The sequence below is a fragment of the Streptomyces sp. NPDC090032 genome (assembly GCF_044748025.1).
Lineage (GTDB): Bacteria > Actinomycetota > Actinomycetes > Streptomycetales > Streptomycetaceae > Streptomyces.
This window is the reverse complement of the sequence record NZ_JBIVFF010000011.1, coordinates 142,485-156,634: the sequence shown is the minus strand read 5'-3', so window position 1 is coordinate 156,634 and position 14,150 is coordinate 142,485. Positions and strand designations below refer to the sequence as shown.

Annotated in this window: 12 protein-coding genes; 5 read left to right on the top strand and 7 right to left on the bottom strand. The window is 71.3% G+C overall.

What is annotated here, in order from left to right; translation table 11 throughout:
- Positions 1-98: 98 nt before the first annotated feature.
- On the top strand, positions 99-1,046 hold the full coding sequence (locus tag ACIPWY_RS26960) for a hypothetical protein (RefSeq protein WP_401535399.1): 948 nt from the start codon (positions 99-101) through the stop codon (positions 1,044-1,046).
- A 16-nt stretch (positions 1,047-1,062) separates the two neighbouring features.
- Here ACIPWY_RS26960 and ACIPWY_RS26955 read toward each other — a convergent pair whose 3' ends face one another.
- Positions 1,063-1,488, bottom strand: coding sequence for a Rieske (2Fe-2S) protein (locus tag ACIPWY_RS26955; protein ID WP_393705843.1), 426 nt, complete (start codon positions 1,486-1,488; stop codon positions 1,063-1,065).
- 321 nt (positions 1,489-1,809) lie between these two features.
- Between ACIPWY_RS26955 and ACIPWY_RS26950 the strand changes: the two genes are divergently transcribed.
- On the top strand, positions 1,810-2,736 hold the full coding sequence (locus ACIPWY_RS26950; RefSeq protein WP_401535397.1) for a carbohydrate kinase: 927 nt from the start codon (positions 1,810-1,812) through the stop codon (positions 2,734-2,736).
- Positions 2,737-2,757: 21 nt separating this feature from the next.
- Here the strand turns inward: ACIPWY_RS26950 and ACIPWY_RS26945 are convergent, their stop codons facing one another.
- The gene (locus ACIPWY_RS26945; protein ID WP_390011597.1) at positions 2,758-3,621 is read right to left on the bottom strand and encodes a helix-turn-helix domain-containing protein; all 864 of its coding nucleotides are present in this window, start codon (positions 3,619-3,621) and stop codon (positions 2,758-2,760) included.
- Between the two features lie 101 nt (positions 3,622-3,722).
- Between ACIPWY_RS26945 and ACIPWY_RS26940 the strand changes: the two genes are divergently transcribed.
- Positions 3,723-4,304, top strand: coding sequence for a YceI family protein (locus ACIPWY_RS26940; protein ID WP_362905702.1), 582 nt, complete (start codon positions 3,723-3,725; stop codon positions 4,302-4,304).
- Between the two features lie 78 nt (positions 4,305-4,382).
- Here the strand turns inward: ACIPWY_RS26940 and uvrA are convergent, their stop codons facing one another.
- Positions 4,383-7,454 carry an excinuclease ABC subunit UvrA gene (uvrA, locus tag ACIPWY_RS26935; RefSeq protein ID WP_401535394.1) on the bottom strand — a complete coding sequence of 1,024 codons (3,072 nt, stop codon included), beginning with the start codon at positions 7,452-7,454 and terminating at the stop codon, positions 4,383-4,385.
- Positions 7,455-7,675: 221 nt separating this feature from the next.
- On the opposite strand from uvrA, the gene ACIPWY_RS26930 reads away from it, so the two are divergent.
- Together ACIPWY_RS26930 and ACIPWY_RS26925 are read left to right on the top strand one after the other, a co-directional pair.
- A complete protein-coding gene (locus tag ACIPWY_RS26930) occupies positions 7,676-8,365 on the top strand; it encodes a maleylpyruvate isomerase family mycothiol-dependent enzyme (RefSeq protein ID WP_401535392.1) in 690 nt (229 codons plus the stop codon).
- Between the two features lie 9 nt (positions 8,366-8,374).
- Positions 8,375-9,031 (top strand): MBL fold metallo-hydrolase, encoded by a 657-nt coding sequence (locus ACIPWY_RS26925; RefSeq protein WP_362905696.1) that lies wholly within the window; start codon positions 8,375-8,377, stop codon positions 9,029-9,031.
- A 58-nt stretch (positions 9,032-9,089) separates the two neighbouring features.
- Here the strand turns inward: ACIPWY_RS26925 and aroQ are convergent, their stop codons facing one another.
- The 4 genes from aroQ to ACIPWY_RS26905 all read right to left on the bottom strand — a co-directional run bounded on the left by aroQ (position 9,090) and on the right by ACIPWY_RS26905 (position 14,133).
- Positions 9,090-9,563, bottom strand: coding sequence for a type II 3-dehydroquinate dehydratase (gene aroQ / locus ACIPWY_RS26920; protein ID WP_362905694.1), 474 nt, complete (start codon positions 9,561-9,563; stop codon positions 9,090-9,092).
- 85 nt (positions 9,564-9,648) lie between these two features.
- Positions 9,649-10,749 (bottom strand): calcium:proton antiporter, encoded by a 1,101-nt coding sequence (locus ACIPWY_RS26915; protein ID WP_393705848.1) that lies wholly within the window; start codon positions 10,747-10,749, stop codon positions 9,649-9,651.
- 127 nt (positions 10,750-10,876) lie between these two features.
- Entirely contained in the window at positions 10,877-11,893 is a 1,017-nt protein-coding gene (locus ACIPWY_RS26910) for a TerC family protein (RefSeq protein ID WP_362905690.1), read from the bottom strand.
- 230 nt (positions 11,894-12,123) lie between these two features.
- A complete protein-coding gene (locus ACIPWY_RS26905; RefSeq protein WP_393705849.1) occupies positions 12,124-14,133 on the bottom strand; it encodes a TerD family protein in 2,010 nt (669 codons plus the stop codon).
- Positions 14,134-14,150 lie beyond the last annotated feature (17 nt).

Genomic DNA, 14,150 nt, shown 5'->3' with positions numbered 1-14,150 from the left:
GTCCGGGTCAGATCAACACGCTTCAATGCCGGGTGAATTGGGGCCGCGCACGCCCCGACCGGACGGCCGTAGTGAGGATGCACGGGGGAGGGCCCTGGATGTCGTACGGCACACAGCACGCGGACACCGGCGCGCCCGCACTGGAGACGGCCCTGCGGGCGGGGCCCTTCCACGTCGCCCTGCGGGCCGCGATCACCGCGCGCGGGCTGCCGCTGCACCGCGTGCAGCACCATCTGACCCGGCGCGGCGTGTCCGTCGGCGTCACCAGTCTGAGCTACTGGCAGCAGGGGGCGAGGCGCCCGCAGCGCACCGAGTCCCTGCGGGCCGTGCGCGCTCTGGAGGAGATCCTGGACCTGCCGGACGAGTCCCTCATCCGGCTGCTCGCCAAGGAAGACGAGCACGCGGCCCGGCAGCGCCCCTCGACCCGCTCCTACCGTTCGCTCGTCGAGGCGTCGGGCGTCCTCGAACAGCTCCTCGCCGAGCTCGGCTCGCCCACGGACGGCGGCCTGCACACGATCGGTCACCACGAGCGGGTGCGGATCGGGGCGCGCCGCGAGCTCCTCGGCGTCGACTCCCAGCACATCGTGCGCGCCCACCAGGACGGCGTGGACCGCTACGTGGCCGTCCACCATGGGGACCCGGGATGCAGCACCGAGCACGTCTCGGTGCGCGCCCTGGAGAACTGCCGCACGGGGCGGGTGCGCCGGCACCGCGGGACAGGCGTCGTCGTGGCGGAGCTGCTCTTCGACGCGCGGCTGCGGGCGGGCGACACGTTCCTCTTCCGCTACGGCTTCGAGGACGGCACCGCGGGCCCCTCGTCGGAGTATCTGCGCGGCTTCGGCTACGCGGGCGGGCAGTACGCGCTCCAGGTCAGGTTCACCGAGGGCGTCCTGCCCGCGCGCTGCCATCGCTTCACCCAGCACTCGGCGGCGGCCCCGCGCGGCGGCCGTCAGGACCTGCCGCTCAGCGCGAGCCATCGCGTCGTCCATGTGGCGGAGCCGCAGGTGCGGGCGGGGATCCTGGGGATCGGGTGGGACTGGGAGTGAGGGGCCCGGGTCCGGATCAGGCCGCGGGGCCCGCGACGATCTTGCCGTTCTTCACTTCGACCGGCACCTTCGACAGCGGCTGCGTCGCCGGAGCGTGCAGCACCTTTCCGGTCTCGGCGTCGAACTTGCTGCCATGGCAGGAGCAGGTGAGCTCCGTGCCCTCCAGCATGCTGATGGGGCACCCCGCGTGCGTGCAGATGGTGCTGAACGCGGCGTACTTGTCGGCCGCCGGACGGCTGACCACCACGTTCTCGTCCCGGTACAGCTTGACGCCGCCCACGGGCACCTCGTCGGCCTGACCGAGGTCGACGGGGGCCGTCGGCGCCGAGTCCGCGCCGTCGTCCGATCCGCCCGTCGAGCAGGCGGCGATCCCGAGCCCCGCGGTCCCGGCGAGGGCGACACCCCGCAACACGGTTCGACGGGCGGGCGACGTGCCGGGCATGGGGACTCCAGGGGGTAGGTCAGACGGGGTGGGGCACTGCATGCCAGGGCGCACATCAGTGACAGATCCGACCATACCGGTGGGGCTGGTGACGCCTGCCGGGACCCTGGCGCCGACCACGCCCACGCCTTCCGCGCCGTTCTTCCTCCTGCCGGCCCCGCTGCGTCCCGGCGCGAAAGTTCTGCCCGATTCGGTCCCGGACGTGCCCGTTTCCGACCGGGGCGGTGTGCCCGAGTCCGCGAGCCTCTAGCCTGTGCCTCGCCCCTCGCGCTCCGATCCCCCACTCCACCGCACCGCAGCACAGCCCGAAAGGAACCACCCGTGATAGTCGTCGCCGGAGAGGCCCTGATCGACCTCGTGCCGCAGGGCGGGGGCGCCGATGACGGTGGCGACCTGCCCGCGCTCGCGCCCCGGCTCGGCGGCGGCCCCTACAACACCGCGGTGGCCGTCGGCCGGCTCGGCTCCCCCGTGGCCTTCTGCTCACGGGTCTCGCGCGACGCGTTCGGCGAGGCGCTGCTCGGCGGGCTCACCCGGGCGGGTGTGGACGTGTCGTACGTCCAGCGGGGCGACGAACCGACGACGCTGGCGGTCGCGACGATCGGCGCGGACGGCTCGGCCGGCTACTCGTTCTACGTCGAGGGCACGGCCGACCGGCTCTTCTCGGTGCCCGACCGGCTCCCGCCGGGCACGCGCGCGGTGTCGTTCGGTACGTGCTCGCTGGTCCTGGAGCCGGGGGCGAGCGCGTACGAGGAGCTGATGAGGTCGGCCTCGGCCCAGGGCGTGTTCACCGCGCTCGACCCGAACATCCGGGCCGTCCTCATCCCCGACCCGGACGCGTACCGGGCGCGCTTCAAGAGCTGGCTCCCCTCGACCGGGCTGCTCAAGCTGTCCGCGGAGGACGCGCAGTGGCTGGGCGGCACCCCGCAGGAGTGGCTGGCCTCGGGTCCCGCGGCCGTCGTGATCACGCAGGGCGGCGACGGTCTGACGGTCTTCACGCGGGGCGGCGCGCGGTACGACGTACCGGGTGAGCGGGTCGACGTCGTGGACACGATCGGCGCGGGCGACACCGTGAACGCGGCGCTGCTGCACGGGCTGGCCGCGTTGGACGCGCTGTCCGTGGAGGCGGTGGCGGGCCTCGGGGAGAGCGAGTGGCGGCGGCTGCTGCGGTTCGCCGCGCGCGCGGCCGCGGTCACCTGCTCGCGGGCGGGTGCGGAACCCCCGTACGCGTCCGAACTCCCGCTGCTGTAGCGGCCGTTCACCCGCCCTCGGTCAGCCGTTGACCGCGCGCAGCGCCCCGGGCCTGCGGCCGTTGAGGCGGTCGAGGGCGGCCGCGGTGGCGTCGTCGGCCGGGAGGTGGACGACCAGGCGCTGACCGTCGGCGTCGGGCAGGGACAGTGTCTCGAACGCCAAGCGCAGTGTGCCGGCCTCGGGGTGCGCGACGACGTCCACGCCGGTGCGCCGGGGCAGGGAGGGAACGGCGGCGATCCGGTCGGCGAAGGGCGCCCCCGCGGTGACGGTCAGCTCGTCGGCGAGCGCGGCGACGTGCGGGTCGTGGATGGACGCCCCGTGCCGGAGGTGGGAGACCTGCTCGTCGGCCACGCGGTCCCATTCGGGGTACGCGGTGCGGGCGCGCTCGTCGGTGAAGACGTACCGCACGATGTTCGGCTGCCGGGCGTCGAGGATGCCGAGCGGGCGGGCGTACCGGTCGTAGGCGTCGGTGTGGGCGATGACGTCGCCGATCCAGTTGACCAGGACGGCCGGGGTGGATTCGAGGCGGTCGAGGAGGGCGCGCACAGTGGGCCGGATCGTGCGCGAGGGGGGAGCGGTCGCGGCGCCGGCGCAGCACATGGCGCCCTCGTCGGCCTCCTTGGCGAGGCGCCGCAGCAGGAAGCGCTCGTCGATGGTCAGGAGCAGCGCGTCGGCGAGGGAGCCGAGGACCGGGGGTGACGGATTGCGGTCGCGGCCCTGTTCGAGGCGGGTGAGGTATTCGACGCTGATACCGGCGAGCGTGGCCAGCTCGGAGCGGCGCAAGCCCGGGGTGCGGCGCCGGACGCCGGCGGGCAGCCCTACTTCGGCGGGTGTGACGGCTTCACGCCGGGTGCGCAGGAAGGTGCCCAACTCGTTGTGGCTCACCCATGGAACGTATCAACGGCAGGGGTCGCGGATCGTGGCCCTGTCACTACCAGTCTTGGCCCGGCCTTCCTCCGGTCCGCCGCTGACCGCAGGGTGGGCGCATGACCTATGACGACAACTCCGCCACCGCCGCTACGACTTCGGCCACCGCACTCCCGCTGGCGGCCGGCGACTGGACGCTCGACCCTCTGCACTCGGCAGTGAACTTCACCATCCGGCACCTCGGGATCGCGAAGGTGCGGGGGCGCTTCGCGCAGGTGGAGGCCGCGCTGCACGTCGGCGAGAGGGTGGACGACATCAGGGTGAGCGCCACCATCGCACTGGCCTCGATCGACACGGGCAACGCCGACCGCGACGCGCACGTCCGCCAGGCCGATCTGCTGGACGTGGAGCGCCGTCCGACGATGACGTACGTCTCGCACGGGGTGTCGGGGAAGGACGACGACTGGTCCCTTGAGGGCGAGTTGACCATCGGTGACGTGACGCGGCCGGTGGCGCTCGCCGTGGAGTTCGGCGGGCTGGTGGACGTGCCGATGGACGGGAGTCGGCACGCGGGGTTCGAGGCGACGGGTGAGATCCGGCGGAGCGACTTCGGCCTGGACTTCGGGGCCGGGCTTCTTGGTGATGTTGTCAAGATTCAGCTGGACATGCAGTTCATCGAGCCGCAGGGCCAGGGTGGCTGACAGATGAACGTCCGGCGCCCCACGGGGAGTTCCCGTGGGGCGCCGGACGTCTTTCGTACGGTCGCGGACCGCCCGCGCTCAGGCCTTGCGGGCCCGCGTGGACTTGGCCGCGGTCTTCTTCGCGGCCGTGACCTTCTTCGCCGCGGCCTTCGTGGCGGTCTTGCGGACCGTGGTGGTGTTGGCCGTGGCCACCTTCTTCGCCGGGGACTTCGCGTTCGCCGAGACGGTCTTCTTCGCAGCCGCGGCCTTCTTCGCCGTGGCCACCGTCTTCTTGGTGCGCGCCGCGGGCACCGTCGCGTCGCTGAACCGGTCGGCGCCGAGGATGTCGCGCAGGAACTTGCCGGTGTGGCTGGCCGGTTCGCCCGCGACCTCTTCGGGGGTCCCTTCGGCGACGACGAGGCCACCGCCGTTACCGCCTTCGGGACCCATGTCGACGACCCAGTCGGCGGTCTTGATGACGTCGAGGTTGTGCTCGATGACGATCACCGAGTTCCCCTTGTCGACAAGGCCCGACAGGACGGTGATGAGCTTGCTGATGTCCTCGAAGTGCAGGCCGGTGGTCGGCTCGTCGAGGACGTAGACGGTGCGTCCCGTGGACCGCTTCTGGAGCTCGCTGGCGAGCTTCACGCGCTGCGCCTCGCCGCCGGAGAGGGTCGGCGCGGACTGGCCGAGCCTGACGTAGCCGAGGCCGACGTCGTTCAGCGTGCGCAGGTGGCGGGCGATGGCCGGGACCGCCTCGAAGAAGCCGAGGGCCTCCTCGATGGGCATGTCCAGGACCTCGGCGATGGACTTGCCCTTGTAGTGGACGTCCAGGGTCTCGCGGTTGTAGCGCGCTCCGTGGCAGACCTCACACGGGACGTAGACGTCCGGCAGGAAGTTCATCTCGATCTTGATGGTGCCGTCGCCGGAGCAGTTCTCGCAGCGGCCGCCCTTGACGTTGAAGGAGAAGCGTCCCGGCAGATAGCCGCGGACCTTCGCCTCGGTCGTCTCGGCGAACAGCTTGCGGACGTGGTCGAAGACTCCGGTGTACGTCGCCGGGTTCGAGCGCGGGGTACGGCCGATGGGCGACTGGTCGACGTGCACGACCTTGTCGACGAGGTCGTCGCCCTCCACGCGCGTGTGCCGCCCGGGAACGCTGCGCGCCCCGTTCAGCTCGCGGGCGAGGTGCGTGTACAGGATGTCGTTGACCAGGGTCGACTTGCCGGAGCCGGAGACACCGGTGACGGCGGTCAGCACGCCGAGCGGGAACGACACGTCGATGTCGCGCAGGTTGTTCTCGCGCGCGCCGTGCACGGTCAGCCTGCGGGTCGGGTCCACGGGGCGCCGGATGTCCGGCAGCGGGATGGACTTCTTGCCCGACAGGTACTGGCCGGTCATCGACTCTGCGTTGGCGAGCAGCTCCTTCAAGGGGCCGCTGTGGACGACCTTGCCGCCGTGCTCACCCGCGCCGGGGCCGATGTCGACGACCCAGTCGGCGACCTTGATGGTGTCCTCGTCGTGCTCGACGACGATGAGCGTGTTACCCATGTCGCGCAGCCGTACGAGGGTCTCGATCAGGCGGTGGTTGTCGCGCTGGTGCAGGCCGATCGAGGGCTCGTCCAGGACATAGAGCACACCGACGAGGCCGGAGCCGATCTGCGTGGCGAGGCGGATGCGCTGGGCCTCGCCGCCGGAGAGGGTGCCGGCCGCGCGGTTGAGCGAGAGGTAGTCGAGGCCTACGTCGACGAGGAACCGCAGCCGCTCGTTGACCTCCTTGAGGACCCGCTCGGCGATCTTCTTGTCGCGCGCGTCGAGCTTCAGCTCGCCCAGGAAGTCCGCGCAGTCGCTGATGGACATCGCGGAGACCTCGGCGATCGACTTCTCCATCACCGTGACGGCGAGGACGATCGGCTTGAGGCGCGTGCCCTCACAGGTGGGGCAGGGCACCTCGCGCATGTAGCCCTCGAAGCGCTCGCGGCTGGAGTCGCTCTCGGCCTCGCTGTGCCGCCGCTTGACGAACGGGACGGCGCCTTCGAAGGGGGTCGTGTAGACCCGCTCGCGGCCGTACCGGTTGCGGTAGCGGACCTCGATCTGCGTCTTGTGGCCGTACAGGAGGGCCTTCCTGGCGCGCTGCGGCAGGCCCGCGAAGGGAATGTCGGTCCGGAATCCCAACGCGTCCGCGAGGGCACCGATGAGGCGCCCGAAGTAGTCCTTGGTGTGCCCGTGCGACCAGGGGTGGATGGCACCCTCGTCGAGGGACTTGTCCTCGTCCGGGACGATCAGCTCGGGGTCGACCTCCATGCGCGTACCGATGCCGCTGCAGTCCGGGCAGGCGCCGAAGGGCGAGTTGAAGGAGAAGGAGCGCGGCTCCAGCTCTTCGAAGGACAGGTCGTCGTACGGGCAGTACAGGTGCTCCGAGTACATGCGCTCGCGCTCGGGGTCGTCCTCGGGGAGGTCGACGAAGTCGAGGACGACCATGCCTCCGGCGAGGCCGAGCGCGGTCTCCACGGAGTCGGTCAGGCGGCGCTTGGCGGATCCCTTCACCGTGAGGCGGTCGACGACCACCTCGATGGTGTGCTTCTCCTGCTTCTTCAGCGTGGGCGGTTCCGACAGCTGGATCGTCTGCCCGTCGACCCGGGCGCGGCTGTACCCCTTGGTCTGGAGGTCGGCGAAGAGGTCGACGAACTCGCCCTTGCGCTCGCGCACGAGCGGCGAGAGGACCTGGAAGCGGCTGCCCTCGGGCAGGGCGAGGACCTTGTCGACGATCGCCTGGGGCGACTGGCGCGAGATGGGGCGGCCACACTCGGGACAGTGCGGCTTGCCGATGCGCGCGAAGAGCAGGCGCAGGTAGTCGTAGACCTCGGTGATGGTGCCGACCGTGGAGCGCGGGTTGCGCGAGGTCGACTTCTGGTCGATCGAGACGGCCGGAGAGAGGCCCTCGATGAAGTCGACGTCCGGCTTGTCCATCTGGCCGAGGAACTGCCGGGCGTACGAGGAGAGCGACTCGACGTACCGCCGCTGCCCCTCGGCGAAGATCGTGTCGAAGGCGAGCGACGACTTGCCGGACCCCGACAGACCCGTGAAGACGATGAGCGAGTCGCGCGGGAGGTCGAGCGAGACGTTACGGAGATTGTGCTCGCGCGCGCCACGGACGATGAGACGGTCGGCCACGCCGGTCCGCACCTTTCTTGAGAGAAGCAACAGGGGCGGGGCCCCTGTCTTTCGACACTAGGGGGGCCACCGTCAGCGATGGACTGTTTTCCATGGTTGGTAACAAACCCGGACCACCAAGAATGCCCGATGCCGCTCCCGAGCTTATAGCACGTACATTCGATTCCCGGTCACGGTCGGCCGCCTTCACCCGATCGAGTGGCGGCGCTATCGTCTGCGCCATGAGCGATCATGCGCGCGACCTGGCCTCTGTACGTGAAGCGACCGAACGGCTGCTCACCGCTGTCGGCACGCTGGACAACGCGGCTGTGGCCGAGTCGTCACGGCTTCCCGGCTGGACCCGGGGCCATGTCCTCGCCCACCTCGCCCGTAACGCGGACGCACTCGCGAACGTGCTCGCGGGCCGGCCCATGTATCCGAGCGCCGAGGCGCGCGACGCGGACATCGAGCGGGACGCGCCGCGCGGCCTGCGCGAGCAGCTCGACGACCTGCGGACCAGCGCCACGGGTTTCGAGCGCCAGGCCGCGGCCCCGGGCGACTGGGCGCGCACCGTCGAGCTGCGCAACGGCGTCAAGGACTCGGCCTCCCGGATCCCCTTCCGGCGCTGGGCCGAGGTCGACCTGCACCACGTCGACCTCGGGATCGGGTACGAGCTGGAGGATCTGCCGGCGGAGTTCACCGAGCGGGAGATCGCCTTTCTCGCCGAGCGCTTCGCGGGGCACCCGGACATGCCGTCGACCGGTCTGAAGTCCGACGGCGGCCAGGTGTGGAGGACGGGCGGCGGCGCCGGGACGGGTCCGGTCGGCGTCGCGGGCCCCGCCCCCGAGCTGCTCGGCTGGCTCTCCGGGCGGCGCGACGGCTCCGGGCTCACCGTCGAAGGCGGCGGGCTGCCTGTCGTACCCCCGCTATAGGCTGAGTCCATGACGTACAGCGGAGCGGTGAAGGTCGGCGGCCCGGCGGATGTGCACGAGCTGCAGGACCTGATGATCTCCAAGGTCGCGGTCGGCGCGATGAACAACAACGCGTACCTGCTGCGCTGCCGCGCCACCGGCGAGCAGCTCCTGATCGACGCGGCCGCCGACGCGGAGACGCTGCTGACCCTGATCGGGGACGACGGCATCGCGTCCGTCGTCACGACGCATCAGCACGGGGACCACTGGCAGGCACTCGGCCGGATCGTGGAGGTCACGGGCCCGCGTACGTACGCGGGCCGTTACGACGCGGAGGGCATCCCGGTGCCCACGGACGTGCCCGTCGAGGACGGGGACACGATCAAGGTCGGCCGGGTCTCGCTGACCGCCCGGCACCTGGTCGGCCACACGCCCGGCTCGATCGCCCTGATCTACGACGACCCGCACGGCCACCCCCATGTGTTCACCGGGGACTGCCTGTTCCCGGGCGGCGTGGGGAACACCTGGAAGGACCCGAAGGCCTTCGCGAGCCTGATCGACGACGTCGAGTCGAAGATCTTCGACCAGCTCTCCGACGAGACGTGGGTCTACCCCGGGCACGGGAACGACACGACGCTCGGCGCCGAGCGTCCGCATCTGCAGGAGTGGCGCGAGCGCGGCTGGTGAGTCAACGCCCGGCCGCGCCGGGCGTGTTCACTCCACAGGTCATGAGAGTCCGGCGGTACTAGACCGTGGCCACGCCGGGCTCGGCCAGGGCCGCCACCCGCTCCACCGCGAACGCGTATCCCTGGACACCGCATCCGGCGATCACGCCGTCCGCCCTGAGGGACACGTAGGAGTGGTGCCTGAACTCCTCGCGCTGGTGGATGTTGGAGATGTGGACCTCGATGACGGGCAGGGCGTCGCACGCGTTGAGGGCGTCCAGGATCGCGACCGAGGTGTGCGAGTAGGCGGCCGGGTTGATCACGATGCCCACGTGGTTCTGGCGTGCCTCATGGATCCAGTCCACCAGCTCGCCCTCGTGGTTGGACTGCCGGAAGTCCACGCTCCCGCCGTGCGCGGCGGCCGCCTTGGCGCAGACGGCCTCGACGTCCGCGAGCGTGTCGGACCCGTAGATCTCCGGCTGCCGGCGACCGAGAAGATTCAGGTTCGGGCCGTTCAGAACCATGATCGGGGCGTTGGCGAGGGTGCGGGGCACAGGGGACCTCCGTGCGTCGGGCGGCTGCTCCCCCACGGTCTATCACGAGGGGTCACGGCGCTGCCCGGCCGTATCACCGTGACCGTCACGGCGTGACGGCGAGCTCCAGGTACGCGGCGAACACCACGAGGTGGACGCCGCCCTGGAGCGGGGTGGCGCGGCCGGGGACGACGGTCAGCGTGCTCACCAGCATCGTCAGGACGAGCAGCACCATCTGTGTGGCGCCGAGTCCGAGGACGAGTGGACCCGACAGCCAGAACGAGGCGATGGCGACGGCCGGGACGGTCAGTCCGATGCTGGCCATCGCGGAGCCGAGCGCGAGGTTGAGGCTCGTCTGGACGCGGTCACGGCGGGCCGCGCGCAGGGCCGCGATCGTCTCGGGCAGCAGGACGAGGAGCGCGATGATCACGCCGACGACGGACTGCGGCATCCCGGCCGCTTCGACGCCCGTCTCGATGGTCGGGGACACGCCTTTGGCGAGGCCGACGACGGCGACGAGGGCGAGACCGAGGAAGCCGAGGCTGATCAGGGCGGTGCGGGAGGTGGGCGCGTCCGCGTGGTCGTCGCCGTCGATGACGTTGCCCTGCCTGGTGACCGGCAGGAAGTAGTCGCGGTGCCGCACGGTCTGGGTCGCCACGAAGATCGCGTACAGGGCGAGCGAGGCGGCGGCCGCGAAGATCAGCTGCGAGGTGGAGAACTCCGGGCCCGGCTTGCTCGTGGTGAACGTCGGCAGGACCAGGCAGAGCGTGGCCAGGGTGGCGACCGTGGCGAGCGCGCCGCCGGTGCCCTCGGGCTGGAAGACGGCGACGCGGTGCCGGAAGGCGGCGGTGAGCAGGCTCAGTCCGACGATGCCGTTGCAGGTGATCATGACGGCGGCGAAGACGGTGTCGCGGGCGAGCGTGGCGCCTTTGTCGCCGCCGTCGGCCATCAGGGTGACGATCAGGGCCACTTCGATGACGGTGACGGCGACGGCCAGGACGAGGGAGCCGAAGGGTTCGCCGACGCGGTGGGCCACCACCTCGGCGTGGTGGACGGCCGCGAGTACGGACGCGGCGAGCACGACGGAGACGACGGCCACGACGAGGCCCGGCAGTGAGCGGCCCCAGGTGAACACCAGCAGGACGACCGCGAGGACGGGGACGACGGCCGTCCACTGCGAGACCAGTCTCCGAAGCCCAGCGATCATGCCTTTGATGGTGCACCGGCGGTGCGGGGGCCGCGACTTCGGGACGGGCACGTGCGCGTGGGGCCCGAACGGGGGAAGGAGCGCGCGGCCGGCAGCCGCGCGCTCCTTCCCCGTGCCGGTCCGGCGGTCAGGCCTTGATGCTGTCCTTGCGGGCGCCGTCGGCCGAGTCGCCGCCCTGGTCACCGTCGTCCCCGCCGGCGACGGCCTGCTTCTTCGAGGCGATGAGGCTGGCGATGGTGGTGACCGCCAGGACGCCGCAGATGACGGCCAGGGAGACCGGGATGGAGATCTCCGGCACGTGCACCCCGGACTCGTGCAGCGCGTGCAGGACGAGCTTCACGCCGATGAAGCCGAGGATCACCGAGAGGCCGTAGCTGAGGTAGACCAGCTTCCGGAGGAGTCCGCCGATGAGGAAGTACAGCTGGCGCAGACCCATCAGCGCGAACGCGTTGGCCGTGAAGACGATGTACGGGTCCTGGGTCAGGCCGAAGATCGCGGGGATCGAGTCCATCGCGAACAGCACGTCGGTCGTGCCGATCGCGAGCATGACGACCATGAGCGGCGTCAGGATCCGCTTGCCGTTGACCCGGATGAACAGCTTCGTGCCGTGGTACCGGTCGGCGACGCCGAACCTCTTCTCGATGGACTTGAGGAGGCGGTTCTCCTCGAACTCGTCTTCCTCGTCGTCCGACATCGCTTCCTGGATGAGCTTCCAGGCGGTGTAGATGAGGAACGCGCCGAAGATGTAGAAGATCCACGAGAAGTTGGCGATGACCGCGGCACCGGCCGCGATGAAGATCGCGCGCAGTACCAGAGCGATCAGCACACCGAACAGCAGGACGCGCTGCTGGAGCTGGGAAGGCACCGAGAACTTCGCCATGATCAGGATGAAGACGAAGAGGTTGTCGACGCTCAGCGACTTCTCGGTGATGAAGCCGGCGAAGAACTCGCCGGAAGCCTGTGCGCTCCCCCAGACCAGCAGGCCGACCCCGAAGAGGGCCGCCAGCACGATCCAGACGACCGTCCAGATTCCGGCTTCCTTGATCGATACGTCGTGGGGCTTGCGCCCGATGAAGAAGTCGACCGCGATCAGGGCGACCAGACCAAGAATGGTCAGCACCCAAAGGGTCATCGATACGTCCACTGCGCCTCCGGCGTCGTACGGCTACTGATCAGCGTCGTCGCTGCCGGAGGTCTCTTCCACCCGGGCGGCCTCAGCTCGCCTCGGGCCGACGCCCCGGGACCGATGTCGGTCCGTATTGACGGGAACGCCGCGTTCGGGAGTACTCCCCTCCGCTCGTCGGAGCCTACGGGAAACACCATGAAACGTAAAGGGTTTGGTAAAGATAAGTTCAAAATCAGTGCTCAGGGGCGTCAGATCCCTTGCTCTCGTCGCGCTCTGGCGACCTCTTCGAGGACCTGCTCCAGGATCCGGCTGCCGGGCGGGACGTCCGGCGGCTCGTACGTCCACGCGTGCCCCACCCAGGGGTCGGCGAGGTGGTCGCCGGGCACCGGCGTGAGCCGCAGCAGCGCGCGCCAGAGCGGGTCGAGGACCGGTCCGTACTCGGCGGCGTCCTCGCGGTCGGCGACCATCAGGAGATGGACGCCGACGGCGGGGCCCTCGTCGGCGAGGTAGCGCAGCTGGGTCACCGCGCGGTCGTCGAAGCCGTGCGGGAAGTCGTTGACGATCAGCAGCTGCTCGGCCGTGTCCAGGTCGGGCGGCAGCGCGTCGGCCGCCCCGCCGCGGACCGCCATCTGTACGAGGTCCACGCGCTGTGTGAGCCGGGCGAGCACCTCGGAGACGCCCGCCGCTCCCGCGGCCGGCGGCCCGGCGAGCACTCCGGCCCGCACGAGCGGGGCGAGCGCTCCCGCGGCCGATCCGGCGGGGTCGATGACATGGACGGCGAACTCGCCGGCCGGGTAGACCGCGAGAAGGCGCGCCGCGTGCTCGACGGCGCTGCGCATGGCGCGGCGGCGGAGCTCGTCGGACTCGGTCAGCGCGTCGGCCCCGGAGTGGCCGCTGTCGATCCACATGCCGCGCTCCAGGGGCAGCCGCACGAGCATCGGGATGCGCAGGCCCACACTGCGGGATTCGGGCAGCTGGAGGTCGCCCAGGCGCAGGGCCATCGGGATCTCCATGGGACTGCGGTACGCGTGCCAGACCGGGTTGCCCCAGCCCGCGTAGGCCGGGGGCAGGGCCGGCTCGACGACCGCGGACTCGGCGGCGAGCTGGGCGAGGTCACGGTCGAGGACCTCCCTCGCCCGGTCGACGAGTTGTCCGTGCTTGGCGCGGGCCGCCTCCCGCGCGGCGTCGCCCTGGCCGCCGATCCGGCTGCGCGGGTCGGACAGTGCCTTGTCGAGCTCCTGCTCCATACGGGAGTCCGCGAAGTCGACGGCGCTGCGGTACGCGGCGACGCAGCGGGCCAGGTCCTCGAACATGCCCCACACCTGGTTGTAGAGCCGCTCGTCCATGGACCATCCGGTCGCGTCACCGGCGACGGGGACGGCGGGCTGCCCCGGCGCCCCGGGAGACGCGGTGGGCGCCGGGGTGGGAGGTGCGGGGGCCTGGCGGCCGGGGTGCGTGTAGTTGACGGGGCCAGTGCCGCCCGTCTGGCTGGAGGGGCGGGTCTGCGGCTGGGGGTCGTGCGTCGGCCGGGGGCCGGGGGGTGGCTGGGGTTCGGATGCCTGGGGCTGGTGGGAGCGGGGCGGACCGGCGGACGGGGGTGTGCCCGGTGATGTGGCGTGGGAGGTGGCGGTCGCGCCCGTCGCGTCCGCCATCGCGCTCGCCCCGGAGGGTGCCGTCCGGGGCGGAGGCGGCGCCACCGTACGCGCGCGCCCCCGCGCCACCGCTTCGCCGATCTCGCCCGCGAGGGCCCCCGCGTCGGGGAGCCCCTGGTCCGTGAGCAGTGCGCCGAGGCCGCCCGCGTACCCCTGGCCCACCGCGCGGACCTTCCACGCGCCCTGGCGGCGGTAGAGCTCCAGGGCGACGACCGCGGACTCGGTGTCGAGGTCGGTGATGGTGTAGCTGGCCACCTCGGAGCCGTCGAGTCCGGTGACGGCGAGGAAGGGGGCCGCGACAGCGCCGAAGCGGTCGGGGTCGCCGGGCGCGGTGGGCAGTGCGAGCAGCACGCTGACGCGGTGGGCGGCCTCGGGCACGGCGTCCAGGTCGACGGCCAGGCGATGGTCGGCCGCCGCCTGCCGGGGGACCTCGAGGCCCGGCAGCGCGGGGGCGCCAGGGTGCGCGACCCAGTCGCGGCCGTGCACCTTGCCCTGGTCGTCGCTGAGCGTCGCGCCCGCCACGATCGGCGCTCCCGCCGACACGCGGATCTCCAGACGGGTCTGGGTGAGGGGGTGGTTCTGCCCCCGGACCAGCTCGGCCGTCATCGCCTTCTCCCCCTCGT